A 23,652-nucleotide genomic window follows, 5' to 3' on the forward strand; every position below is an offset into this window, starting at 1 on the left:
GCGCGTCCTCACAGCGCGCCGGCGTGTGCGTGCTGGTCGTCGGGCCGGCGCTGCGCCATGGCGCAGCCGCAGAGGGCCGGCCAGCGCAGACAGGGCCGCAGGAGCACGTTCCTGTGGTGCCGGGCCTGCCGCCGGCCGCAGCTGCGGCTGCGGCCGCGGCTGCGCTCGCACTGGTGGTCCTGCGCCGGTTAGGGAGAGGGGACCTCTCATGATCCGGTGGCGTCCGGGGCACGGCAGGCTGCGCTCGTTCACCTACGCCCTGCTGCTCGCGGTGGTGTTCCTGATCGTCAACGCCCAGGTCGCCTACGCCGCTGAGGGCGGCGGGGACATGCTGGCCCCGCTGAATGTGGACAGTTCCGAGGGTGTGCCGATCAACGGCTATGAGCTGTCCGCGCACGGCGGGTCGATCTTCTCCCTGAAGACCAACGCCTACGCGTTTTTGATGAACGGGCTGTTCACGCTGTTGCGTCTGCTGGTCGGGCTGGCCTGCTGGGCCATTGAGTTCGCTCTGCGCTTCCCACTGATCAAGGTGCTGGCTGAACCGGCGCAGCAGATTTCTGACACCTACAACGACATCGTCGTCGACACTCTTGGCCTCAAGGGGCTGCTGCTGGGCTGGGCGTTCATCTTCGGCGGGATCCTTCTGGTGCGGGGTAAGGCGGGCAAGGGGCTCGGGGAGATCGCCTTGACCCTGCTGATTGCCGCGTTCGCGGCATCGGCGTTCATCCGCCCGGACTACCTGCTGGGCCCCGACGGGCCGCTGGCCCAGAGCCAGCAGGCGGCCGGTGAGGTCGCCCAGGCCACCGTCGCCTCCCATGACTGGGGCGGAAAGCTGGCCAGCGGCAACGCGGGGCCGTGCGGGACGGGTCTGTGGGGGCAGGCGCTGGAGAAATGCCACCAGATCCAAGAGGAGCGGCCCTACTCCGCCTCCGAGGTGGCCAAGCCCATCCAGGATTCCCTGAGCAATGTTCTGGTCGTCAAGGGCTACATGCTCGTGCAGTACGGGCGGGTCCTGGACCCGGGCAAGAAGGCCGACCGGCAGGCGTATGCGCTGCACCTCAAATGGGTTTCCGGCGGCTACAAGCCCGGCAGCCGGGAGCATGCCGAGCAGGACCAAAAGGCTGATGACGCCTGCAGCGGCATCAAGGGGCCGGCCAAGAAGTACTGCAAGGCGGGCCATCTGAACAACCAGAGGCCGGATGCGGAGAAGGACCTGCCCAAGCTGACGTTGGGCAACCAGCTCCTGGAGGCGTCCAGCCCTGTCTTGAGCGAGCAGGATCAGCAGTTCGCCGCGTTTTTGGCGGAGTTGAAGAAGGCCGGGCCGGTGGGCAAGGCCTGCGCGCGCTACGCCCAGGAGCCCACTGGCTGGCGGGCGGCCGGCGTGCTGCTGCTGTTCCTCTCCGCGCTGCTGATCTGTGCGATCGCCCTGTCAGGAGCGTTCGTGCTGGTCGGGGTGCAGGCCGCGGATGCGGCGGCCGCCGCGGTCGGCGGTGTCGCGCTGGTGTGGGCGATGCTGCCGGGCCCCAACCGGCAGGCCGTGTGGAAGTGGCTGGCGCTTTTGGGCGTCTGCGTCGCCGCGATGTTCGCGGTGTGCATGTTCTTGCCCGCCTATGGCATCGGCATCGACATCATGCTGACCGACGGCCCGCAGATGCCGGCCGAGCGGCTGCTGGCCCTTAACGGTCTGGCCCTGGCCGCTCTCGCCTTCCACCGCCGTCTGCTGCAGACGCTCTCGGCGGCCGGGCAGCGGCTGTCGCTGCGGATGCGCTACGCCAAGATCGGCGGAACCCATCTGCCCGGGGACAGCTCCGAGATCGGCGCGGCCCTGGCGGTCCACGGCAGCGGCCAGGGGGCGGGCGGCGGGTTCGGGCTGCGCACCCTGGGCGGCGGATACGGCCGGCTCGGTACCCGCCAGCGCCTCCTGCGCTCGCTGGCCGCGATGACAGATGGCACCGGCATGCCCCTGGACACCGGGCGGCTGCTCACCGACGCGGGCGCGGAAGCCTCCCGCGGCCTGGCGCCGCTCGCACTGGCTGCGACCGGCGCCCGAGTGGGGGCGCGCGGTGCCTGGTGGCTGACGGTGGGCCGCCATCCCGGCGATCAAAGGCTGGAGACGATGCGCAAGCCCACCGGCGCCGAAGACGTCGGCGCCGGTGCAGGGCCGGCCGGCGCGGCTGGGGCTGTGGCCGGGCGGACGGGCGGGCCGGGACGCCACGGGCCGCCGGACCGCTACCGGGATAGGGACGGTTTGATCGCCGATCAGCGCTCGGGGGCGGTCCTGCACGACCAGCACAGCGATCGCACCCTGTTGTCCACCCGGGCGCACAACAAGCTGGTGCGGCTGCGCGGCTATCGCCTGCTCAACCGCGCAGGCCGTCTCGCCTACGGCGCCACCTACGGGCTGCCCGCCAATACCCGGCGCGGGCGCGCTCGCGCCTCGCAGTACACCCAGGACGCCCGGCAGCAGCTCGAGGTGTGGCGCAACACCGTGCGCGAGGACGGCCGAGCCTGGCGCGGGCGGCACGCAGATACCAGCGGCACGGCATCGGGGCCGGCGGCCGGCTCGCGGCGCCTGCCGCCGCCCTCGCCCAGCGGCCCTGCCGCACCGCCGCCGGTCCCACCGCAGCCTCCGGGCACCCCGCCGGGCCCGGCCCGGCCGTCTGCCTCCCCCTCCCCCGGCACGGGGCAGGCGGCGGGCCAGCCGTGGTGGGCCGCTGGCGGAGCGCGGCTACCCAGCCCGCAGCGCACCCCGTCCTCTCCCACCGTGCTGGGCTCCAGCCCCAGTTCACGCGAGGAGGCACGCCGGCGTTTTGAGGAACTGCGGCGCCGCACCATGCCAGGCGACCAGGACAGCTCGCCGCGCCTGGGCGTGGCCGATGCCGACCGTGAAGGGGACGAGCCGTGAACCGGGTGAAAGGGCGCCGGCGCGCGAAGTGGGGGTGCCTGCTGGTGGCCCTTGTGATCGCAGCCGCCTCCTGTGCCGCCCCGATGGCCGGGGTCTTGTCCGCTGCGGCCCAGCTCTCCGCCCACAAGCCGGACCTCGAAGACGAGCCCGGCCTGGGCGGCGGCGCCGCGGACATCCCGCCGACGATGCTGGCCGCCTACAAAAAGGCCTCCCACACCATCAGCCGTCACGTGCCGCGCTGCCGGGGGATGTCCTGGCCGGTACTGGCCGGCATCGCCAAGGTGGAGAGCAACCACGCCGCCGGGCGCCCCATCGCCGCAAACGGTGATATCCACCGGCCGCGGATCTTGGGCGTGCTGCTGAACGGGTCCGGCACCGGGCACAACCACACCGTCTTCCCCGACACCGACGGCGGCCGCTGGGATGGCACCGCCGACGGCGAACGGGCCGTGGGCCCGTTCCAGTTCCTGCCCTCCACCTGGCAGTCCACGGGGCGCGACGGCAACGGCGACAAGGTCAAGGACCCGCACAATGCCTTCGACGCCGCGCTGGGAGCCGCGGTGTATCTGTGCGGCCGCGGCCGCAATCTCCACCAGCGCGACCAGCTGCGCGCCGCGATCTTCCAGTACAACCGGTCGCAGGAGTACGTGCACCACGTCAGCCGGCAGATCGAGCACTACCGGGCGGCCGCCACCAGCTCGTCCCAGAGCGTGGAGCTGGGGCAGGCATCCGGCACCGCCAAGATCGTCCTCAAGGCGGCGCTCGCCCAGCGCGGGACGCCCTACTCCTGGGGCGGCGGCAACGCGCACGGACCCAGCCGCGGCACCTGCTGCTCCCCCAGCGGCGCATCCGGTGCCGGCATCACGGGATTCGACTGCTCAGGGCTGACCACCTACGCCTACGCCCAGGTCGGCATCGCCCTGCCCCGCACCGCGCACACCCAGGCCACCATGGGCCGGCGCATCCCGGCCAGCAGCGGCATCCGCGCGCTGCGCCCCGGCGATCTCGTCTTCTACGCCGACCGCACCGGAGCCATCTTCCACGTCGGGCTCTACGCGGGAAAGGGGCAGATGGTCAACGCCGCACGGCCCGGAACCCGGGTGCGCATCGACCCCGTGGACGCGATGCCCGGCTATGCGGGAGGAGCACGCCTGCTGTGACCACCCCTCCCCTGCTCCCGTGCCGGGTGCCGCGCTCCCCCTGGCTGCTGCTCGCCTGCACGCTCCTTTTCGCCCTGGGCGGCTGCCTGCTCCTGCAGACCGCCCCCACCCCCAGCCGGCCCGCCCAGGACGGCCACACTCCCGCCGCGGCCGTATCCGGGCCGCCGGCCCCGCCCACTTCCCGCACTGCCCGCCGCCCTGCCGGAAACACCCGGAGTGAGGAGCTGGCCCACTCTGCTGCGGCCCCTGCGGTGCGCGCGCCGCGCAGCAGCGGACGGGCCACCGACCGGCAGATCCAGCAACAGCTGCAAAACGCCTGGCCGGCGGACCTGCCCGCCGCCCAGGAGCAGCAACTACGCCACCAGGCAGCGGCCTTGCTGCAGGCGGATGCCACCGGGGTGGGCCGCGCCCGCTTTCCCCGCCTGTTCGATGCAAGCCTGACCGGTGCTGTGGCGCCCGCTTTCAGCCGCGTGCGGATCCAGGCGGCCATCGCCCGCCGCGACGGCGCTGCCGACCGGGCGGTGGTGCACCTGGTGTGGGCGGCCGCCGACCGCGGCGGGACCTTCACCGACGGGCGCACCAGTCGCTACACCTTCCACCGGACCAAAGGAGCCGGCACGTGGACGCCCCGCACATGACACAGCAACGATCCGATCCCCTCGCCTACCCGGCCGGGGTGGTACGGGTGCTGCTGTGGCTGGCCTCGCACTGGTACCTGCTCGCCCTGGCCGTGGCCGCCACGCTCATCGCCGCGCTGGTCCTGACCCACCATCTAGCGATGAAAGCCTCCCAGGAGCGGATGCATCTGCAGCTCGAGCCCGCTCCGTACTTCGACCCCACCGCAGAAGAGATCTTCCGGCGCGGCGTGGAACTCGCCCGGGCCTGCACCTCCTTGCCCTGGTGGGCGCCGCGCCGCGCCAAGGCGGTGCGGATCCGGCTGTGTGCCGATGACCGGCATCCTTTCGCCTACCGGCTCGAGGGTCCCGCGGGAGCCGAACGGCTGCTATCCAGCACCCCGTTCGGCCCCCACGTCCGCGTCACCAAGGCACGACCGTTGCCCGCCCGGCCCCGGGCCCACGAGGTGCGCGCCGAGTTCATCCTGCGCGGCAATCCGATCGCCAGGCTGCGCGAGGTCCCGCTCCAGCCCGACCCCCTGCAGCCGCTCGTGGATGCCGTCGCCGACCTGCGCGCCGACCTGGGTGACCTGGCCGAGATCTGCGTCGATCTGCAGCGGGCCCCCAAGTGGGCGCTGCGGGTGCGCCGCTGGCAGCTGGTGGGCCGTGCCCGGCGCGCAGAGGAGCGGGAGGCCGCGCGCGCCGCGCGTTGGCTGCAGCGTGATGGGGCCGGGCTGGACGTCTCACTCGTGGCCCATCTGCAGCAGCTGCTGTCGGGGCGCGGCAGCGGGGCCCTGCGGCCGCGGCCGGTGGTGATGCCTCCCTCAACGGGCCGCGTGGACCGCTCCCAGGCGCTGGGAAAGCTCGCCGAGGACGACCAGCTGGTGCGGGTGCAGATCCTGGTGCGCTGCGCCTCGGACATCGAGGGGCGCGCCCACGCCCGGATGGCACGGATCCAGGCCGGCTTCGACGTGTTCGGCGGCTCGGCCCGGCTGGCCATGCGCGGCCTACGAGTCGGCCCCTGGCGCCTGGGGGCCGACCGCTTCCCGCACCGTGCCGTCTTCGACCGGCGCTGGCAGACCGGGCAGTGCGAGCCGCCGCGCGCGAACTGGGTGCGTCTGGAGGAGCTGGCAGGGCTGCTCAAACCGCCCACGGTGCACTGCCGCCTGCCGCTGCTGCCCGCCGACCTGCCCACCTGGAGACCGAAAGATCCCGAGCTGCTGCTGCAGGGCTGGCACCAAGGGCCCGACGGGCGCCGGCGTCTGGTCGCTACGCACACGGGCGAGACACTGTATGAGCTGGGCGTGGGCAAGTCGGGCGGTGGCAAGACAGAACTCGCCGTGGCCCAGGCCATCGGATATGCCCACGCCGGGGGCGGGCTGCTGTTCGTCGACCCGCACCGCGACAGCTTCGCCCGGGCCGCCCCCTTCCTGGCGCACGAGCACATCGCTGAGCGGCTGGCCCGGATCGATCTGACCGGTGTCGGAGCCCGCCCGCAGGTCAGCTCGTGGAATCCGATCGGCATGGACCACCAGCGGGCCCGTCATGCGGTCGTCGAGGGCGTGGTCGACTCCTTCGCGGCTGCGTTCGGCTGGGACGACGCCTCCGCACCGCGCGCGATCGCGATCCTCACAGCAGCGCTGACGGTGCTCACCGCGGTCAACGAGCTCGCCTGCCGTGCCAGGCGCCCGGCGGACCAGGCCACCATCTTCCACATCCGCGCCCTGCTCACCGACGCTTCCTTCCGCGCCCAGGCACTGGGCGCCGTCGGCCACGTCCTCAATGAGGACTCACGTGCCTGGTGGGAGCACACCTTCCCCACCTTCCCGCCCGATGCCTTCAGCATCCTGCTCAACCCGCTGACCCGGCTGTCCAGCAACCCGGTCACCTACGGCTTCCTCGGCCAGGGCCAGGGCGTCTACAACATCCGTACCGCCATGGACGACCGCATGATCGTGTGGGTGTGCACGGCCGGCCGCGGCCCCACCGACCGCCTCGTGTCCGCCCTCCTCAACCGCGATCTGCTGCAGGCCGGACGCTCCCGAGTCGATCTCCCCGAAGCCCAACGGCAGCTGTTCCGGGCCTACTTCGACGAGCTCATCACCCTCGCCGAGGCATCCTCGGACTCCATCGCCAGCATGTTCGAGGACTTCCGGAAGTACCGCGTCCAAATCCACGCACTGACGCAGCTGCTGGCCCGGCTGCCCGGCGATGTACGCCAGTCCCTGCTCCAGAACGCCTCCACCCTATCCACCACCAAAGGATCCCGGGCCGCCGTCGCGCCCCTCACCGAGGAATGGGGAGAACGCCCTAGCGCCGCCGAAATCGCCCACCTTGACCAGTACGACCACTACGCCACCTTCACCATCGAAGGACGCCGCATCGGCCCCGTCCTCATCCACGGCCCCCACCTGGACGATGTCTTCGCCCACCTGGCACGCCCGGCCAAGGTCCGCCTCCTAGAGCGCTGCGCCGACCGCATGGCCGGCGCCCTGCCCCTGCCTCAGCTCACCGCACGCGCCACTGCCCAGCTGGACCGGGTGATCACCTTCCTGAACGAACAGGCACCCACTTCACCGGTCACACTCACCAAGACCAGGAGCTACCAGTGACAGCACACAGCTGCCCGACGGCCCCTCAACAGCCGATCGAAGAACCGCCGAACCGAGAGCGACCCAGGTCGCGCTCCCCGGCCCGAGCGTGACGCGCCCGCACACCTCGCCGCAGCGCGTGAATCTTCAAATCGATATGTAGATCCCTGCGAAAGCACGCAGATGAAGATCTACAGGGAGGCTGACCAGCAACGGCGGCGCCATCGCTCCGTAGCTATTGCAACCATCAACTACCGGAAATACGTGACCTGTTGGCGGGGGTGTCCTAATGTACGCACCACGCACGCGCGAGACAGAAGCCACAACTGGCCTCTGCTTTAACGGAGTTGACCACTCCGCCCAGCTTAGCGGCACTGGGTCATCGTTCTCACAACAGGCCATACGGGGAGAGCGCACATGACATTGCGATCGCATCATTACGTCCGCGCACGGCGGACTATGCCCCTGGTATCTCTCACAGCTGTGCTGAGTGTCGCCGTTACCTCCTGCAGCAGCGACAGCACCGCGGATGACTCCCCACGGAAGACATCCACCAACTCCACCGAGACACCCACGGCGCCAGCGAAAAGCGCCGACCCCCAGTCTCGGGAGAAGAGGGCTGCACTCACCGTCTACACGCGCATGTGGGACGAGCAGGTCAAAGCCTATGCGAAGGCGGACATAAGAGGGACCGACCTCAAGAAATATGCCACCAAGGACGCGCTCGGTCGCGCGCTGGGCGACCTGCTGGCGATGAAGAAGGCCGGAACCGCCACCAAAGGTGCGCCGACGCACCACAACACCAAGATCGAGACCCCTATCGATCTCAGCGCGAAGATTCCCAAAGCCCGGTTGACCGACTGTCTGGACATCACCAACTGGCAGACCGTCAAACGCTCCAGCGGCAAGGTACAGCCCTTTCCGAGCAACCAGCCCATGCGCTATCAGGCCACTGCCCAGGCAGAGAAGTGGGGGAAGCAGTGGATCATCACCAAGATCGAGACGCACGGAAACCGCCAGTGCTAGGCCGCTTAGCACCCACGCTCCTGACTGCAGTCCTGGCGACCACAGTGCTGCCCACCAGCGCCATGGCAGCCCCTCAGCCGGACGACGGCACCAGTGGTATCTGCCCAGGGCAGTCCTCCTACGTGACGGTTTGCCGCAAGGATCCTGGTGGCGGAGGAGGCCGCAACCACGGGGACGGCCGCCCCGCGAGCAAGTTAGGGAAAGACAAGTCGAGTACCAGTGGCAAGGCTGGCCCTCAGCTTTGCGCTGTCGAGCGTCTGGACCCGCAGCCGCCCGCGAGCGACCCATTATGGAAAGGGCACAAGCCTGGCGACGGTGCCATCTACACCCGCGTCTGCCTCGTAGAGGACGCGGGCGCAGCCGCTATGGCTGGGGTGCTCGGCGGGGTCCCGCAGGTGTTCTGGGCTGCCGAGGCACCGGAAGTCGACGTCGATCCCGAGGCACTGGCCCGTCAAGCCGTTGACTCGATGCTCCTGACTGGGCCGGACATTGCGAGCCCCCGGGCAGCCGGAAAGTACACCGTCGGCGTGCCGATGTGGATGTGGGTGGAGCCCTCCCCCACCACGTTCGGCCCCAACACCGCCTCGGCGTCGCTGGCCGGAGTGACTGTGTCGGCCACCGCGAAGGTGTCCTCGATCCGCTGGTCGATGGGGGATGGGAAGACTGTCATCTGCCATGGGGCCGGCACCAAGTACCGGGCTTCGTACGGCATGACCAAGTCGCCCGACTGCGGACACCTCTACCGCGCCGGCTCCAAGGACCGGGCGGGAGGCCGCTTCAAGGGCACCGCGACCGCAACCTGGGCCGTCGAGTGGCACGTCACCGGCGGCGGTGAACAGGGCGAGTTCACCGAAGTCCGTGACAGCGACTTCACGGTGGCCGTGGGCGAGATGAGAGTCCTCGACTAACAGGATGGCAAGCACGTGGTGTTGAAGAGCATGTCCAAGAACAGACCGCAGGTGCCCGCTCCGCCAGCCGGGGACGCCGTGATGCGCCCCGACGTCGCCATCACCGACCCCGAGCCGCCCCGCCGGCGCCGCCGCTCCTTCATGGTGATCGGCGTGGTGATGGTGCTCGCCGGTGCCATCGGCTTTGCCGGGCTGATGAACGCCTCAGGAGATCGCTCCGATGTGCTGGCCCTGGCCCGTGACGTGCCGTCCGGGAAGAAGATCAGCGCGGCGGATCTGCGGGTGGTCTCCCTGCCCGACGATCCCGGCCTCAGGCCCGTGTCCGCGGCGAAGAAGGACACCGTCGTGGGCCGCCGGGCCGCGTCCGCGTTGCCCGAAGGCTCCCTGCTCACAGCAGGCCAGCTCACCAGCCACGGGGGGCTTAGGCCCGGCGAGGCGCTGGTCGCCGTCGAGGTCAAGCGGGGCATGGCGCCGGTGGATGCGCTGCGCCCCAGCGACACGGTGAGTCTGGTGACGCGGCCTCAGGAAGGTGCGGCTCCCGGCAAGGAGCCGGCCGATCTGCCCGAGGTGACCGGGCGGGTGGTCAAGGTGGGTGCGCCCGCCAGCAGCGGTGATGTCGTGGTCCAGGTCGCCGTCGGCGACGGGGACAGTTCGGTGGTGGCTGCCGATGCCAGTGCGGGCCGGGTCGCGATCGTCCTCAAGGCCGGGGGTTGAGCGCGATGTCCGTCATGGTGCTCGCCGGCGGGCATGGCTGCGGAGTCACCGTGTCCTGTCTTGCCCTGGCCATGTCCAGTCCCCGTCCTTCCCTGCTCGTGGAGGCCTCGGGACGGCAGGCCTCGATCCGCAGTGGCTACCGGCAAGGGGCGTGGGGCGGGGAGGTGGGGCTGTGGCATCTGGCGCAGGCGCACCTCCAGCACCACCTCGCCGAGGCCTTCGAGGCGCATCTGCGCCCGCTGGATGCGGAGGGTAACCGGCTGGTCCTGCCCGGACTGACCGATCCCGCCCAGGCCGCGGCCCTGTCTGGGATCTGGGAGCCGTTGTCGCTGTTGCTGCACGCCATGGACCAGCATGCGGGCTACGACGTCATGGTCGATGCCGGGCAGGTCATTGTGGACGGGGGCGGCGTGCATGCCGGGCTGTTCCCGACGGTTCTCGCTCACCGCGCCGATGTGGTGGTGCTGGTGCTGCGCAACACCTTGACCTCGGTGGCCCAGACCCTGCCGGTGGCGCGCGTCCTGCAGGGCGAACTGGAACGGCGGGGCAGCGGCAGTGAAGCGCTGCGGCTGCTGGTCATTCAGGAACTGTCCGCGGTCGCGGGGGGCTTGCGTTCCGATGCCATCGCGCGCCGGTTCGGCATCCCGGTCGTGGATCTGCTGCCCTGGGATGCGGCCGCCGCCGGCTTGTTCACCCATGGTGCGCAGCGCCCGCCGCGGCTGGCGAAGCTGCCCCTGCTCAAGCAGGCTCGCAAGACGGCCGCGGCGATCGCGGTAGAGGTTCATACCCGGCGCCGCGCGCTGGATATGCCTGCTGCTGCGGTCAGTTCCCCTCAGGTGGCCGGAGTGCTGCAGCGGCTGTCCGCGGGCCGGCCGCCTGGTGCGACCGTGCCCGATCCCCGGTTGCCGGGGGTGTCCGCGCATGGTTGAGCAGCCTCCCGGGTCCGGGGTGCCGCGTCTGCAGGACGTATTGCGGCAGTCCCTGGCCCAGCAGGTTCCGGACATGCCGGCCGCCCCGCCGGCGGGCACGGTGGTGCGCCCTTCGGTGAGTTCCTCTCCTTCGGCCGTGGGCGTTACCGAGCAGGCCGGGGTGTTGCCCGCCTCTCCGCAGGACATTGCCGGTCTGCGGGATGCGGTCAGCGACGACATTGTCGCGGCCGATGAGAAGGACCCGCTGGCCAACGAGAGTGCGCGCCGCGAGCGGGCCCGCTCGCTGGTGGCCACGCGCGTCTCGCGGTGGGCGGTGGATCAGGCCCGCCAGCGTGCGGCGCTGACTCAGGCGCAGGTCGAGATTTTGTGCCAGGCCGTCTATGACGCGCTGTTTCACGCCGGGCCGCTGCAGAAGTATTTGGACGACCCGGACGTGGAGAACATCGTCGTGCTGGGCGACAGCGTGCAGGTCGACTACTTCAACCGGCCCACCGTGAGGGTCGCTCCGGTCGCCCAGAATGACGATGAGCTGATCGCGTTGATCAACTGGTTGGCGTCGAACTCCGGGCATCGTGAACGGCGTCTTTCGGCGTCCTCGCCCATGGTCAGTTTCCGGCTGCCGGACGGCTCCCGCGCCGAGGCCACCACTTTGACCGGCGAGCCGTTTTTGGGTGTGCGGCGCCACCGCGTGATGGCCTCCAGCCTGGAGCAGATGCAGCAGTGGGGCACCCTTTCGCCCGCGCTGTCGGCGTTCTTGCACGCGCTGGTGCTGGCGAAGAAGAACCTTTTGATCGCCGGGGATATGGGGACTGGCAAGACGTCGTTGCTGCGCGCGCTGGCGAAGAAGATTCCGGCCGAGGAGCGGGTGGTCACCCTCGAGTCGGACCGTGAGCTGTATCTGGACCAGTTCGAGGACGGCGCGCAGTTTTTGGCGATGGAGTCCCGCGAGTCCAACGGCGAACTGGTCGATGGCCGTCCGGTCGGGCAGATCACGGTGGCGGACATGTTCCCGCACGCGCTGCGCATGCTGTCCACGCGCGTCATCGTCGGTGAGGTCCGCGACCGTGAGGCGATCGCGATGCTGCAGGCGATGAGCGCCGGCGGTGCCGGGTCCATGTGTACCCTGCACGCCGCCTACCCCAAGCTGGTGCTGCCCCGCCTGGTCACGCTGTGCCCGGGGATGCACCGTGACGACGTCCACGAACTCGTGAGCACCGCCGTGAACTTCGTGGTCTATCTCAAGCAGATCAACCAGACCCGTCAGGGTGGGCGCCGCCACCGGTTTGTCTCCCACGTCTTGGAGGTGCAGCCCGGTGAGAGCGGCCGTCCCTCCCTCCAGGAGATTTTTGCGCCCAGCGGCTGTGATCCGCGCGGCATCCCGCAGCTGGCCCCGTCCTGCATCGAGGAGCTGGAGACGCTGGCCGGATTCGACCGGCGCTGGCTGACCGTGCCCCCGTACGGCGCGTGGCCGGCGCCGCTGGATCTGCTGCGCGCGAAGGAGGATGCGGCGTGAGTACGGATCAGTGGAACCTGCTGGCTGCGCTGTGCGGGGCGCTGCTGGTGGGCGGGCTGCTGGTGACGGTGCGCGGCGCCGTCCCGGCGCCGGTCACCGGCCAGCGGCCTCCCTCGCGGGTGGTGGTGCGCTACCAGCAGATGCGCGCCTCGCTGCCCGAGGCGTGGGCGCGCCGGTACCGGTTCATCGTCTTCCTCGCCGGGCTGTCCGCGGCGGGCGCCTGGCTGTACTGGTCCCGGCCGGTGCACGGCCTGCTGGCCGCGCTGGCGGTGCTGGGCATTCCGTGGATCTGGAATCCGGCCGGCACCAGCGAGCGGCAGATCGTGCGGCTGGAGGCACTGGCGGAGTGGCTGCAGCAGCTGGCGGGGGTGCACGAGTCCGGCGGCACCCTGGACAGTGCCATCACCGCATCGGCCACACGCGCGCCGCCGGCCATCCGCCCACAGGTACGCCGGCTGGCCGCGAGGCTGCGGGTGGGCTCCAATCCGGCGCTGGCCTACCGGCAGTTCGCCGACGCGTTCGCGGACGGGGCCGTCGACAACGCGGTCATGCTGTTCCTCACCCACGCCCAGGACCACGGTCCGGGGCTGAGCCGGGCCCTGCAGTCCATGGCCAGCCTCACCGAGCAGGAGGCCATCTCGCTGCGCACGCTGGATGCCAAACGCAGCCAGGTGCGCACCGGCACCCGCTGGGTGTCGGTCATCTCGTTGGCCATCGCCGTCTACGTCCTGACCAATCCGTCCTGGGGGGACATCTACCGCACCGGACAGGGCCAGCTCGTGATGCTGGCGTTGGGCAGTGCGTTCGGCGCCGCCCTGGTGGCCATGCGTGCGCTTGCCCGGTCCCGGCCCGCGCCCCGGCTGCTGGCCGCCCTGCCGTCCACGCCAGGTAGGCACGGGGAGGGCCGCGAGCCGGCGGATGTGGACAAGCCGAAAAAGCGGAAGGCGGCCCTGTCGTGATCTCTCCCGAAGCCCTGTTGTGCGGGGCCCTGGCGGGCGGCGGACTGTTCCTGCTGGTGCGGGAGTTGCTGCCCGCCCGGGCGGACATGGACGCCGTCTTGGACCGGCTGGAGAACACCACGCCCCTGCCCGGGCAGGCCAGGCCCGCGGGCGGCCGGGCAGCACCGCAAGAGTCGGTGTGGGAGCGGGCCGGGGCGCAGATCCTGGCTGCGCACGGCCACCGGCTGAACGTGCCGCGCGCCGACCTGGAGCTGCTGAACAAGTCGGTGACCCACCATGTGGGCACCAAGGTGCTGGGCGCCGTGGCGGCCCTGGTCATGGTGCAGGTCAGCTGGCTTCTGCTGAACCTGGCGGGCTTTGGCCTCTCTTTCGCTCCGCCGCTGCTGGTCTCGGTGGGCTTCGCCGCCTACCTCTGGTTCTCCGCGGACGCCGATGTGCGGCGCACGGCGAAAGCGGCCCGTCTGGAAGTCCGCTACGCCATCGCCTCCTTCCTGGAGCGCGCCCAGTTGGAGCGGGGCGCGAACGTGGGTCCAGAGGCGGCGGTGCAGCGCACCGCCGAGGTCGGTGACCACTGGATCCTGACCCGCATCAGTGCGGCCCTCAAACGGGCTGAGCTGGCGGGCATCCCGCAATGGGAGGCACTCAAGCAGCTCGGCGAGCAGCTCGACATTCCCGAGCTGGCGGCGCCGGCCGAGTCCTTCTCGCTGGCCGGGGCCGGGGCCTCGATCCAGAAAACGCTGGCGACCCAGGCCCTGTTGTTGCGCCAGCGGCTGCTCACCGACCGGGAGGCCGAGGCCAACTCGGCGTCCGAGCGGCTGGTGGTGCCCGGCACGGTGCTGTTCACGGTCGTGCTGGTGATGTTCGCCTACCCGGCGTTCAGCGCCTTGACCTCCATCTGACCAGACATGCCTGCACATGTGGTGTGGCATTCAACAAGGGGAAGACGTCATGAAGTTAACGGGGCTCGAGAAGGTCACGGTCCGGCTGCACACGGCGTGGCTGATCCGCAGGGAGAAGATGGCGGGGGTGCGCCGGGACGCCGGGATGGAAACCCTGGAGAAACTGATCCTGGGCGCGGTGGTGCTGGGCGTGGCAGTGGCATTCGGCACCGTGTTCAAGGACACCTCGACGACGTTGATCGACCGGTTCAAGGCCGCCGTCGGCGCATGAGCGGCCGCATCCGCACGTGGTGGCGCCTGCGGCAGGAGGCGGTGCGCGGACAGTCGGGGGTTGCCACCTTGGAGTTCCTCATCATCGCGCCGATCCTGCTGTTCATCTCCTTGCTGGTGCTGCAGTTGGGGGTGTTCTTCCTGGCCAGTACCGCCGCCCATACCGCGGCGCGCAAGGGCGCGCAGACCGGTGGCCAGTTCCAGTCCAGTCCCGGGCAGGGCGCGGCGCACGCCGAGGCCTGGCTCGCCCGGGTCGGGGTGGTGCAGCAGGCCCGCGTCAGTACGGCCGGATCGACCGGCCAGCGGGTGCGGGTGACCGTGTCGGGGCGGGTCATGAACTTCCTGCCGTGGGACTTGCGGATCGAGCGCAGCGCCGAGGACACCGTGGAGAAGAACCAGTGAGCCGGCAGCAGGAGCGCATCCGCGGCCACCGGCCGTGCGCGCGGGTGGTCGTGACATTGGCCGGCCGGGCCGGTGACGATCGGGGCTCATACACGCTGGAGGCCGTGCTGTGCCTGACGGTGCTGGTACCGATTTTGGGCATCATCGCGGCGTTCGGGCTGGCCGGGCTCGGGGACAGCACGGCGGCGAACGCCGCGACCGCGGCCGCCCGCGCGGCCAGTGAGTCCGCCGACCCTGATACAGCCCAGGCACGTGCCCGGCAGGCGGCGCTGCGCTCTCTCAGCCAGGCGCAGCGCACCTGTGCGAGCACGGACATCCAGGTCGACACCAGCCAGTTCCCCTCTCAGCCCGGCCAGGCCGGCACCGTCACGGTGTCCGTGCACTGCACGATCCCGCTGGCGCAGCTGGCCGTGCCGGGGCTCCCGGGCTCCAAAACGCTGCGGGCGACCCGGCACAGCGCCGTGGACCGGTATGTGGCCCGTGCCGGTGAGGAGCACAGCCGATGACGTTTCCCCGCCTCCACGGCCGACACCACGCAGGTCCCCGTCGTGCCCTGCGGGCGCGGGCGACGCGGGGCGGTGACCGCGGCTCGGTGCAGCTGTACTTCATCGGCTTCGCGCTCGTCATCATCGCTCTGCTCGCGCTGCTGGTCGACGGCGGACGCCTGCTGATGGCCGATGCCGATGCGGACGACATCGCCGCCGAAGCCGCGCGCGCGGCGGGCCAGGAGATCAACGGGCCCGACGCCATCACCGGCAAGGGCACCCGCGCCGACCCGGCCCAGGCCATCGCCACAGCCCAAGACTTCCTTACGGATGCGGGCGTGCACGGCACGGTCACCGTCGCCGCGGACGGGCAGAGCCTCACCATCACCGTCCACGACACCTACCACACGCTGCTGCTCGGTGGTTTCGGCCCCACCCGCATGCAGGTGACCGCGCGGGCCGACGTCACGCTCGAACGCACCGACCCGGGAGCCTGAGATGCCCCACCCCTCCCTTCGCCGCAGACTCCTGGGCGTGCTGCGGGCCGCGGGCAGCCTGAGCGTCCTGGCCCTGCTGCTGGCCGGCGTGCCCTGGGTGCTCGCCCGGGCCGGCACTCTTCCGGCCGGGGTGCCCAGCGCAGCGGACATCAGCAACGCGCTGCTGTCGCCGGACGACGGGCAGGTGCTGTTCACGGTGATGACCGTGCTGGCGTGGGCACTGTGGCTGTGGTTCGCCCTGAGCGTGCTGGCCGAGCTCCCCCGTCTTCTGCTGCGCCGCCGCCCGGCACGTGGCCGGCACCGTGCGCTGGGGGCACCGCAGCGGCTGGCCGGTTTCCTCCTGGGCGGTCTGCTGGTGTTGCCGGCCGGCACCGCGATGGCCACTCCGGCGCCCGCGCTCGCCGCTACCGCCCCGGTCCAGCCCACCCCTGAAGGGCCTGGTGGCAAGGAGGCCGCTAAGGACACAGTCCCTGCCGCGGCCGCTGCCCGGCCTGCGCCCGCGGGGCCGGTGCATGTGGTGGGGGAAACCGGCGAGACCGTGTGGGACCTGGCCGTGGACTACCTCGGATCCGGCACCCGTTCCAGCGAGATCCGGACCCTCAACCCGCATCTGCCCCAGAGCGCGCTGCTGCCTGCCGGACTCCACGTACAGCTCCCGCCCGACGCCCGCATCCCCTCCCCCGCACCCTCACCGGTGCCCAACCACCCCCCGGCGCCAGCCGCCCCCAGCCCGCGGGGGCAACTCGCGGCCGCCGACGAGCAGGTGGAAACGGCCAAGGAGCAACAGGGCGAGCGGACGCACACCGTCAAGGCCGGCGAGTCGCTGTCCGGCATTGCCCAGGAGGAGTTGGGCGATGCCGCGCAGTGGCCGAAGCTGTTCGAGGCCAGCAAGGGAGACGATCAGCCGGGCGCTACACCGCCGGTGAGCCATCCCGACCTGATCTACCCCGGCCAACGGATCACCGTGCCCACCGCCGCGCCAGGCGCATCAGGCGACCAGCGCGAGAGGCCCGGCTCGCACGAGGACGGCTCTGCCGGGGAACAGGACAACTCCGGCAACGGAGAGGAGGCCGGGGCCGGCGCGCCTGATCCCCGCCATCCGTCGGCGACACCCCAGCAGCCCGGCCGTGAGCAACCGGCGCCCACCGACCGGCCCTCCCGCGAGCCGATGCCTGCGGCCAAACCCGCCCCGGACGCCGACGCCTCCTGGACATCGGGGGCGTTCAGCCTCCGCACTGCGGGGGTGCTGGTCTCCCTGGCGGCCGCGGTGACCTTGGCCCTGGCCCTGCGCCGTATCCTGCAGCGCCGCCGCGCCCGGCCGGGCGAGCTCATCGCCATGCCTGAGGAAACCTCCACGACCGAGGCGCAACTGGCCCAGGCCGCCGAGCCCGCAGGCCTCCTCCGCCTCGACCTGGCGCTGCGCACGCTCGCCCACCACAGCGCCCAGCACGGGCACTCGCCTCCGGCACTGCGCGGCGCCCGGATCACCGACAGCGGCGTGCACGTCCTGCCCGAGGACCTGCAGGCCGACCCGCTCGCCCCCTTCACGGCCGGCCGGGGCGGCTGGTGGAACTGCGAGAACACCGCCGAACTCCTCGACCAGGACGACGCCGCTCGCGTGCCGGCCCCCTACCCGGGGCTGGTCACCATCGGCGCCGACGAGGACAGCCATCTGGTGCTGCTCGATCTGTGCCGCACCGGCGTGCTGCTGTTAGACGGTGACCTTGAGCGCCGCACGGAGGTCCTCACCTGTCTGGCCCTGGAGCTCGGCATGAGCCCATGGGCGAGCGACGTGGAAATCGTCGTTGTCGGGTTCGGCAAGGGCCTGAACCACCTGCTGCCCACGGGCCGCATCGCGCACATCGACCAGCCCGATCACGCGGCACGGGACTTCGCCGAACGTCTCCTCGAAGCCCACCAGGAACCCGCCGCATCCCGCACCCCCTACCTGATCCTGTGCGCGGCCGACCTGGGGGCGGACAGTGCCTGGCAGGTCGCCGAGACCTTCCACACAGCGGGCGACACCATGAAGGTCGCGCTGATTGCTCCCGCCGGACAAGGCCATCTGCTCTTCGAGGACAGCGAGCTCCTGGACGCGGCCCGCACCCAGCCGCAGCCACTCGACAGCCTCGGCCTGGACATCACCCTGCAGCGCCTGGAGCACGACACCCTCCAAGAGGTCACCGACGCCCTGACCGTGTCCGGGCAGGAACCACGCCCGGCCGACGGTCCTTGGCAGCACGTGCCCTCCGAGACACAGACCGCCCACGCGGCCCGCACCGCGGCCACCGCGCCTTCCGCCCGCAACGACCCGCCCCGCACACCGTCCACCGACTCCCCCAGCTCTGGCTCTCCTGCCGGCACCCCGACCGCCGACCGCACTGCGGCGGACAGCAACGGGCTCGGCATCTACCCGGCCCTCCTGGCCGCCTCCGCCTCCCCCAGCGCCGTACCCGCGATGGCCTCTGCGGTGAGCAGGAATCCCGACGCGCCCGATGCCCCGCTGGCCCCTGCAACCGAGGACCTCGACACCCCGCCGCCGTCCGCAACCGCGGGCAACGCACCACCCGCTCCCGCAGCCGAGCGACCGCTCGCGGGGACCACTCCTACCACCAGCAGCGCACCGCCTGCCCCAGCCACCGGCCACCGGCCCTCCCCCGGCCTGGCCGGCAGTGCTCCTCCCGGCGTGCCGTTCATCCAAGTGCTGGGGCCGGTCACCATCGTGGGCGTGGCCGCTTCCCGCCACGGCAACCGCGAAGCACAACTGGCTGCTCTGCTCCACCTGCGTCCCGGCCGCAGCGCTAACACCTTGTGCGCGGAGATGGACCCGGCCCACCCCTGGGCCCCCGAGACCCTCAACTCCCGCCTCGGTGGCCTGCGCCGCAGTCTGGGCAAGGACGACGAGGGACTCTGGTACGTGCCGCGGCGCTCCGTGAAGACGGACCCGTTCGAGATCTCCCCAAAGATCTGCTGTGACTGGCACGCCTTCCTGCGCACCGTCGAAGCTGCTCTGCCCCACGGCCCCGCCGGGCTGTCCCACCTCGAACAGGCCCTGAGCCAGGTGCGCGGGAAGCCCTTCGGCACACATCCGCTGCCCTGGAGCGAGCCCCTGCAACAGGAAATCATCATGCGCATCGTCAGCACGGCACACACCGTGGCCACCCTGCGTCTGGCCCCCGGGCCGCACCACGACCTGACCCTGGCCCGCCGCGCCGTCGCCACCGGGCTGGAGGTCGATGACACCTGCGAACTGCTCTACCGCGACTGGTTCCAGATCGAAGCCGCTGCAGGAAACCGGAGCGGCCTGACCGCAGCAATCTCCCGCCTCGACCAGGTCAACCGTTCCCTGGGCCTGACCGCCGAACTCGATACCGAAGTCCTGATGCGCCAACTCCTCGACCAGACCGGCGACCAGACGTGATACACACACCGCCACCGCATCTGACAGGGCCGTAGCAGCTCGGCCATGCCACGAACGCGTACTTGTTCCGCCCCGTCAGACGCTATGGGCGGCCGATGCCCAGAACCTGACTCAGACCGTTTGGCCCCGCGTGCCCAGGGCCGCCTCCAAGCGGGCGATGTCCTCGGCGTCCTTGGTCCGCCGAGGCCGGGAAGGATCCCAGACGGGCATCATTCGCTTGATCTCGATCTGGGCCTGCACACTGACAATCGCGCACTCCAGACCACCGATACGGCCCGGACCGGCATCGAGCATTCCTTCGGGCCAGGGCGCACCGGCCCACGGGCCCCCGGCAACCACCACACGGCTATCCGTGTCCCGGCCCAGGAGCGTAAAGCTGCTCTCCAGACCATCCTTGACGAAATCGAGCTGCAGGTCGGGGGGCGCCCCGGGGACCGTTTCATAGCCGTGCTGCAGCACCCCTCTCGCCAGGTCAGCGGCATCATCCGCCCAGGCGAACCAGTCGATGTCCGCATGGTCCCGCGTGATCTCGCCGAGGAAGAAGTCCATGGCCCACCCACCGCGGAGCCATACCGGGACCCCAAGAGCCCCAGCAACCTCCACGGCCTCAGCAATCAGGCTGAGCTGCCGATCAGCACGTCCCGTATCCACAGCGCGGCAGGTTACCCGGCAACGGCTTTGCCCAGCACATCGTTTGTCCCCACAGAGCGGGCGGATGTTGCCTGATGCGGCACTAGATCGCGTCGGCGACCAGTATGCCTACCGAGGGCGGTCAGCCCGTTGACGGCCGGGAGGACGTGTGAAGATCGTTCGGACTAGCTGCCCGAAGTTCAGACGCGGCACGCAAAAAGTCGATGCACCCAAGATCTCGTCTTGGGTGCATCGACTTTGTCATGGCCATGCGCCAACATGAACCAGCGTTTCCCGTCCCTGTGCTTGCCGTGGTTGGAGCCAGTAGCGTGACCAGGGTGCCCACCTGCTTCGGCTGAATCGGCCGGAGCGGCTTCTGATAAGGAGCATCCCCGGTTCATCGAATCAGCGCAGCTCTGAAGTTTGCACACGGTCAGGGTTATCTCGCTGCTCCACATGATGGACCCCCGTTTCGCCACGTCAGATCCCTCTCCACGAGGTGTCGCAGCTTCTTTGGCCATGGACAAAGGCAGAGACAAAGCACGGGCTCTGGTTACAACGGCTTGCTGAACTGCGATCCTGGCGGGTAATGGCCGTAATTCACTGCCGGTGACGCCAATCACCCCAGTGATCGTCGGCAAATGGAGCCAGTAGCCCGGCCGGTGATCCGTCGAGATCACCGGCCGGGTCGGAAGGTGGACCATGCCTGCCACCCCGAAGAAACCGGGCGATCGCACCGGTATAGATGCCGCGCCGTCAACGGCTGCCACACCCCTCCCCTTTGACATGACGCAAGCTTTTGTCCTGGTCGCCTTTTTGGCAGCCGCAGTTGTGCTCACGCTCATCGCGCACATGAACGTCGGCGACATCTTGATTCTTCTCGGCGGTGCGGGAGGTATCGGCGCAGGGGTTCTCTTCTCTGTGCACTTGAAGAGCCAGAGAAGCCCCCGGGCGGGCATGGGCCTGTTCCGAAGGATCATCACGGCCGTCCTCAATCAGAACACTGCCGGTATGGGCGGTGGCAGCTGATGGGCGCTCTCCGCAGGGGGCGCCCCGAGGCGCCCGTGGTCACCACGGTCCCAGAACTCGCCGCGTTGGCCACCAAACTCAGGGAGATCCGATCGGGCGAGGGAAAGGGCGTGACCTACGCCGAGCTCGCCGAGCGGACCCTGTGGTCGAAATCCCAGCTTCAGCGGGCCACTTCGGGAAAAACCCTCCCCTCCCAGAGCCTGGTGCGTGCCTTCCTCTTGGGCTGCGGAGCCTCGCGCGGCCAGGCGCGCACCGTCTCGGAGCTCCACGTGCGGGCTGCCGCCGGCGTCGCCCGGCAGGCAAGGACGGCCAAGGCCTCCAGCAGGGTCCCCAAGCCTCAATACGTACGCGACCGTGCCGACCTGAGTGGAGCCCTGCGTGATGCGTGGGCTCACGCGGGTCGGCCTACGGTCCGCTCCATGGCCCACAAGGCCGGGCCCTGGATCCTGCCCCACAGTTCCGCCCACCGCATCCTGCGCGGGCACGGTCTCCCCCGTGACCTGAACCAGTACAAGGCGTTTCTGCATGCCTGCGACATCCCTGACGTTGACCTTGATCCCTGGTTCGCCGCCTGGGACAAGGCCCTCAGCCCTGTCGGCCTCGCGGCATAGAGTGCCCCACCCGCCAAAGAGCACGACCACGGCAGCCGGCGTCCCACACCGGTCGGCCGGGGCCGTGGGCGTGCCCGATGGCGGCGCCCCCACCCGCCGGGCTCTCGCCCGGGGTGCCTGCCGCACCGCCGTCTCCACAGGTTTTGACGCAGACACAGGTGAGTGCGCGGGGCAAGGAGAGGTGTTTCTCTCCCGCGGCAGCCTTGGACGGTGCGGTGATCGAGCAGCCGGCGCCCTCAGCCATCGCCCGACAGGTGAATGCCCCCTGGGCCATGCCACGCAGCCTGTGCAACGCGAAGGCGAACCGTCCTATCGACGCTGTCCTCGCATCGGCCAGCTTCCCGCTGCGTTCCCCCTTTATTCCCTTGGGCACCGGATGATCGCTTGAGCGTCATGCCTGCGGTCCAGGTGACAGGCGCGGAAGCCGCCCGTCACCCCTCTCGTGTAAGCCGCTCCAGGTGTCCCCTTCCACCGGAACCCGATTGTTTACCCCTCTGAACTGGGCTGATGAACAACGCCATGGCGCGGTGAAATCGGTGCCAGGCCGCCCCAGGCCCTCCAGCCCCGCCCCAGGGGTGCACGGAGGGCCAGGGGGATCGCCCGGCCGGGCCGAGGGCACGGCCGGGCACCGGCACCCGCACAAGGCGTAGAACGGGCGCCTGGCGGACTGAGGGCGAGGCCGGACACAGCACTACAGACCGGCACCGGCGTCTGCCAGACGACCGCCGACACAAACACCAAGGAGTTCCACCATGCGAAACACGAAGTTCGGCCGGGGCGCGATCATGGCGCTGTCAGCCACCGCACTGGCTGCCGGCGGAATCCTGGCCACATCCGCTTCGGCCCCGGCACAGCCCTCCATGGAGCGCAGCGCCGCCGCAGCTCCCTCCGACTGCCCGAAGTACTACTTCTGCGGTTACAAGGACGCCAACTTCAAGCGTTTGGCGTTCAAGTTCAAGGACTGCTACATGCAGGAAATCCCCGACGGGCTCAACAGCGGCGGCTCCTGGTACAACAACCAGTCCGCAGGCACCAAGGCGAAGATGTACAACAAGAGCAAGCAGCTCATCTTCACCACAGCCGGAGCGCCCTCGTCCGACGCCCACGGCAACTGGGGTCCTGTCTGGTACGTCGATGCCTGCTGATCTAGCACCCAGCAGCTAGCGTCGGGCGCGCGTTGCGCGGCCTGTGCCCGGAACCCCGCTGGGGCGCCGGGCACAGGCCGTGCGCCGGGGCCGGTTCAGGCGGCTGCTTTGACCTCCCAGGGCAGAGCACCCACTCCACCGGCCCCCTCAAGAGATCACAGCCCTCACCTGGATTCCCGCCCGAAGGCGCCACGGGCGAATGGATGCTGCTGGCCACGGTGGTCGCTCGCCACCCTCGGTATGGCCGCGATGCCGGATTTCGCTTGGGCGCGCGCAATGGTGCGTTCCCTCTGCCAGAGCCCACATCATGCGGGTTGCCCGGCGGGTCTCTGTGACGGGGCCACGCGCGGTACGACCGACTGGCACAAGCATCCGCTATCCGACCGCTGACCCCACACCAGGAGTTCCACTATGCGAAGCACGAAGTTCGGCCGCGGAACGGTTATCGCGTTGTCAGCCTCCGCGCTGGCCGCCGGCGCAGTCCTGGCCACGCCTGACTTAGCTCCAGCACAGCCGGCCACTAAAAACAGCGCTACAGCGGCCCCAGTATCTTGTCCGCCGGGCTCCTTCTGTATTTACACGAAGGACCGAGTAGTCGTATTCAAGGACTGCTACATGCAGGAGATCCCTGAGGGGCTCCACAGCGGCAGCTGGTTTAACAATCAGTCTCCGGGCACCAAGGCGAAGTTCTACAACAAGGCCGGTCAGCTCATCTACACCACACCCGGAGCGCCGTCCAAGGACGTCTTCGGCAACTGGAGCATATTGAGGTTCATCGATCCCTGCTGAACGACGAGCCCGTGCTGCTGAGCGAGGTCTCGTTGTGGCAGCGCTGATCACAACTTCACCACCCCCACTGGGCGTTTCGGTCACTGACTCAGTGCAGGTACCCGCTGATGAGCAATTCGGCCCGCGTCGTGCACTGGTCCTGGTCGGCGTCCCCC

General features: G+C 70.0%; 21 protein-coding genes. 20 read left to right on the plus strand and 1 reads right to left on the minus strand.

All coding sequences use genetic code 11. The features are described 5' to 3' along the window. Nucleotides 1–208 precede the first annotated feature (208 nt). From ACZ56E_RS35800 to ACZ56E_RS35875, 16 genes are all read left to right on the plus strand, one after another. On the plus strand, nucleotides 209–2,905 hold the full coding sequence (locus ACZ56E_RS35800) for a hypothetical protein (RefSeq protein ID WP_471220821.1): 2,697 nt from the start codon (nucleotides 209–211) through the stop codon (nucleotides 2,903–2,905). A 44-nt stretch (nucleotides 2,906–2,949) separates the two neighbouring features. After that, a complete protein-coding gene (locus ACZ56E_RS35805) occupies nucleotides 2,950–4,065 on the plus strand; it encodes a C40 family peptidase (protein ID WP_471220822.1) in 1,116 nt (371 codons plus the stop codon). Beyond that, entirely contained in the window at nucleotides 4,062–4,703 is a 642-nt protein-coding gene (locus ACZ56E_RS35810; RefSeq protein ID WP_471220823.1) for a hypothetical protein, read from the plus strand. Before ACZ56E_RS35805 ends, ACZ56E_RS35810 begins: the two co-directional genes overlap by 4 nt. Further along, a complete protein-coding gene (locus tag ACZ56E_RS35815) occupies nucleotides 4,700–7,291 on the plus strand; it encodes a type IV secretory system conjugative DNA transfer family protein (protein ID WP_471220824.1) in 2,592 nt (863 codons plus the stop codon). Before ACZ56E_RS35810 ends, ACZ56E_RS35815 begins: the two co-directional genes overlap by 4 nt. Before the next feature lie 621 nt (nucleotides 7,292–7,912). Then, nucleotides 7,913–8,296, plus strand: a complete 384-nt coding sequence (locus ACZ56E_RS35820) for a hypothetical protein (RefSeq protein WP_471220825.1) — start codon at nucleotides 7,913–7,915, stop codon at nucleotides 8,294–8,296. Between the two features lie 527 nt (nucleotides 8,297–8,823). Further along, nucleotides 8,824–9,204 carry an ATP/GTP-binding protein gene (locus tag ACZ56E_RS35825; protein WP_471220826.1) on the plus strand — a complete coding sequence of 127 codons (381 nt, stop codon included), beginning with the start codon at nucleotides 8,824–8,826 and terminating at the stop codon, nucleotides 9,202–9,204. Between the two features lie 30 nt (nucleotides 9,205–9,234). Continuing rightward, a complete protein-coding gene (locus ACZ56E_RS35830) occupies nucleotides 9,235–9,918 on the plus strand; it encodes an SAF domain-containing protein (RefSeq protein ID WP_471220827.1) in 684 nt (227 codons plus the stop codon). Nucleotides 9,919–9,923: 5 nt separating this feature from the next. After that, complete coding sequence (locus tag ACZ56E_RS35835) at nucleotides 9,924–10,847, plus strand: hypothetical protein (RefSeq protein ID WP_471220828.1); 924 nt, start codon at nucleotides 9,924–9,926, stop codon at nucleotides 10,845–10,847. Further along, a complete protein-coding gene (locus ACZ56E_RS35840; protein ID WP_471220829.1) occupies nucleotides 10,840–12,360 on the plus strand; it encodes a CpaF family protein in 1,521 nt (506 codons plus the stop codon). The genes ACZ56E_RS35835 and ACZ56E_RS35840 overlap by 8 nt, the downstream gene beginning before the upstream one ends. After that, a complete protein-coding gene (locus ACZ56E_RS35845) occupies nucleotides 12,357–13,319 on the plus strand; it encodes a type II secretion system F family protein (protein ID WP_471220830.1) in 963 nt (320 codons plus the stop codon). Before ACZ56E_RS35840 ends, ACZ56E_RS35845 begins: the two co-directional genes overlap by 4 nt. Continuing rightward, on the plus strand, nucleotides 13,316–14,218 hold the full coding sequence (locus tag ACZ56E_RS35850; RefSeq protein WP_471220832.1) for a hypothetical protein: 903 nt from the start codon (nucleotides 13,316–13,318) through the stop codon (nucleotides 14,216–14,218). The genes ACZ56E_RS35845 and ACZ56E_RS35850 overlap by 4 nt, the downstream gene beginning before the upstream one ends. Nucleotides 14,219–14,267: 49 nt before the next feature. Further along, a complete protein-coding gene (locus tag ACZ56E_RS35855) occupies nucleotides 14,268–14,489 on the plus strand; it encodes a hypothetical protein (RefSeq protein ID WP_468317573.1) in 222 nt (73 codons plus the stop codon). Next, complete coding sequence (locus ACZ56E_RS35860) at nucleotides 14,486–14,890, plus strand: TadE/TadG family type IV pilus assembly protein (protein WP_471220835.1); 405 nt, start codon at nucleotides 14,486–14,488, stop codon at nucleotides 14,888–14,890. Before ACZ56E_RS35855 ends, ACZ56E_RS35860 begins: the two co-directional genes overlap by 4 nt. Next, nucleotides 14,887–15,396 carry a TadE/TadG family type IV pilus assembly protein gene (locus tag ACZ56E_RS35865; RefSeq protein ID WP_471220837.1) on the plus strand — a complete coding sequence of 170 codons (510 nt, stop codon included), beginning with the start codon at nucleotides 14,887–14,889 and terminating at the stop codon, nucleotides 15,394–15,396. Before ACZ56E_RS35860 ends, ACZ56E_RS35865 begins: the two co-directional genes overlap by 4 nt. Further along, nucleotides 15,393–15,872: a hypothetical protein gene (locus ACZ56E_RS35870; protein ID WP_471220839.1), complete on the plus strand. Its 480-nt coding sequence runs from the start codon at nucleotides 15,393–15,395 to the stop codon at nucleotides 15,870–15,872. Before ACZ56E_RS35865 ends, ACZ56E_RS35870 begins: the two co-directional genes overlap by 4 nt. A 1-nt stretch (nucleotide 15,873) precedes the next feature. After that, nucleotides 15,874–19,293: a LysM peptidoglycan-binding domain-containing protein gene (locus ACZ56E_RS35875; protein ID WP_471220840.1), complete on the plus strand. Its 3,420-nt coding sequence runs from the start codon at nucleotides 15,874–15,876 to the stop codon at nucleotides 19,291–19,293. Nucleotides 19,294–19,404: 111 nt separating this feature from the next. Here the strand turns inward: ACZ56E_RS35875 and ACZ56E_RS35880 are convergent, their stop codons facing one another. Beyond that, nucleotides 19,405–19,944: a nucleotidyltransferase domain-containing protein gene (locus ACZ56E_RS35880; protein ID WP_471220843.1), complete on the minus strand. Its 540-nt coding sequence runs from the start codon at nucleotides 19,942–19,944 to the stop codon at nucleotides 19,405–19,407. A 681-nt stretch (nucleotides 19,945–20,625) separates the two neighbouring features. On the opposite strand from ACZ56E_RS35880, the gene ACZ56E_RS35885 reads away from it, so the two are divergent. The 4 genes from ACZ56E_RS35885 (at nucleotide 20,626) to ACZ56E_RS35900 (ending at nucleotide 23,497) form a co-directional block, all read left to right on the plus strand. Continuing rightward, nucleotides 20,626–20,952, plus strand: a complete 327-nt coding sequence (locus ACZ56E_RS35885; protein ID WP_471220845.1) for a hypothetical protein — start codon at nucleotides 20,626–20,628, stop codon at nucleotides 20,950–20,952. Continuing rightward, entirely contained in the window at nucleotides 20,952–21,563 is a 612-nt protein-coding gene (locus ACZ56E_RS35890) for a helix-turn-helix domain-containing protein (RefSeq protein WP_471220847.1), read from the plus strand. The genes ACZ56E_RS35885 and ACZ56E_RS35890 overlap by 1 nt, the downstream gene beginning before the upstream one ends. A gap of 752 nt (nucleotides 21,564–22,315) precedes the next feature. Beyond that, nucleotides 22,316–22,708 carry a hypothetical protein gene (locus tag ACZ56E_RS35895; protein ID WP_471220849.1) on the plus strand — a complete coding sequence of 131 codons (393 nt, stop codon included), beginning with the start codon at nucleotides 22,316–22,318 and terminating at the stop codon, nucleotides 22,706–22,708. 411 nt (nucleotides 22,709–23,119) lie between these two features. Continuing rightward, nucleotides 23,120–23,497, plus strand: coding sequence for a hypothetical protein (locus ACZ56E_RS35900; protein ID WP_471220851.1), 378 nt, complete (start codon nucleotides 23,120–23,122; stop codon nucleotides 23,495–23,497). Nucleotides 23,498–23,652: the final 155 nt, after the last annotated feature.

The organism is Streptomyces sp. NPDC039480 (assembly GCF_055597165.1).

What these genes read in the sequence shown, in the direction of transcription:
- ACZ56E_RS35800 (WP_471220821.1), top strand. Translation starts at nt 209, where the DNA reads ATGATCCGGTGGCGTCCGGGGCACGGCAGGCTGCGCTCGTTCACCTAC.
- ACZ56E_RS35815 (WP_471220824.1), top strand. Translation starts at nt 4,700, where the DNA reads ATGACACAGCAACGATCCGATCCCCTCGCCTACCCGGCCGGGGTGGTA.
- ACZ56E_RS35820 (WP_471220825.1), top strand. Translation starts at nt 7,913, where the DNA reads ATGTGGGACGAGCAGGTCAAAGCCTATGCGAAGGCGGACATAAGAGGG.
- ACZ56E_RS35830 (WP_471220827.1), top strand. Translation starts at nt 9,235, where the DNA reads ATGTCCAAGAACAGACCGCAGGTGCCCGCTCCGCCAGCCGGGGACGCC.
- ACZ56E_RS35835 (WP_471220828.1), top strand. Translation starts at nt 9,924, where the DNA reads ATGTCCGTCATGGTGCTCGCCGGCGGGCATGGCTGCGGAGTCACCGTG.
- ACZ56E_RS35840 (WP_471220829.1), top strand. Translation starts at nt 10,840, where the DNA reads ATGGTTGAGCAGCCTCCCGGGTCCGGGGTGCCGCGTCTGCAGGACGTA.
- ACZ56E_RS35855 (WP_468317573.1), top strand. Translation starts at nt 14,268, where the DNA reads ATGAAGTTAACGGGGCTCGAGAAGGTCACGGTCCGGCTGCACACGGCG.
- ACZ56E_RS35860 (WP_471220835.1), top strand. Translation starts at nt 14,486, where the DNA reads ATGAGCGGCCGCATCCGCACGTGGTGGCGCCTGCGGCAGGAGGCGGTG.
- ACZ56E_RS35870 (WP_471220839.1), top strand. Translation starts at nt 15,393, where the DNA reads ATGACGTTTCCCCGCCTCCACGGCCGACACCACGCAGGTCCCCGTCGT.
- ACZ56E_RS35875 (WP_471220840.1), top strand. Translation starts at nt 15,874, where the DNA reads ATGCCCCACCCCTCCCTTCGCCGCAGACTCCTGGGCGTGCTGCGGGCC.
- ACZ56E_RS35885 (WP_471220845.1), top strand. Translation starts at nt 20,626, where the DNA reads ATGCCTGCCACCCCGAAGAAACCGGGCGATCGCACCGGTATAGATGCC.
- ACZ56E_RS35890 (WP_471220847.1), top strand. Translation starts at nt 20,952, where the DNA reads ATGGGCGCTCTCCGCAGGGGGCGCCCCGAGGCGCCCGTGGTCACCACG.
- ACZ56E_RS35895 (WP_471220849.1), top strand. Translation starts at nt 22,316, where the DNA reads ATGCGAAACACGAAGTTCGGCCGGGGCGCGATCATGGCGCTGTCAGCC.
- ACZ56E_RS35900 (WP_471220851.1), top strand. Translation starts at nt 23,120, where the DNA reads ATGCGAAGCACGAAGTTCGGCCGCGGAACGGTTATCGCGTTGTCAGCC.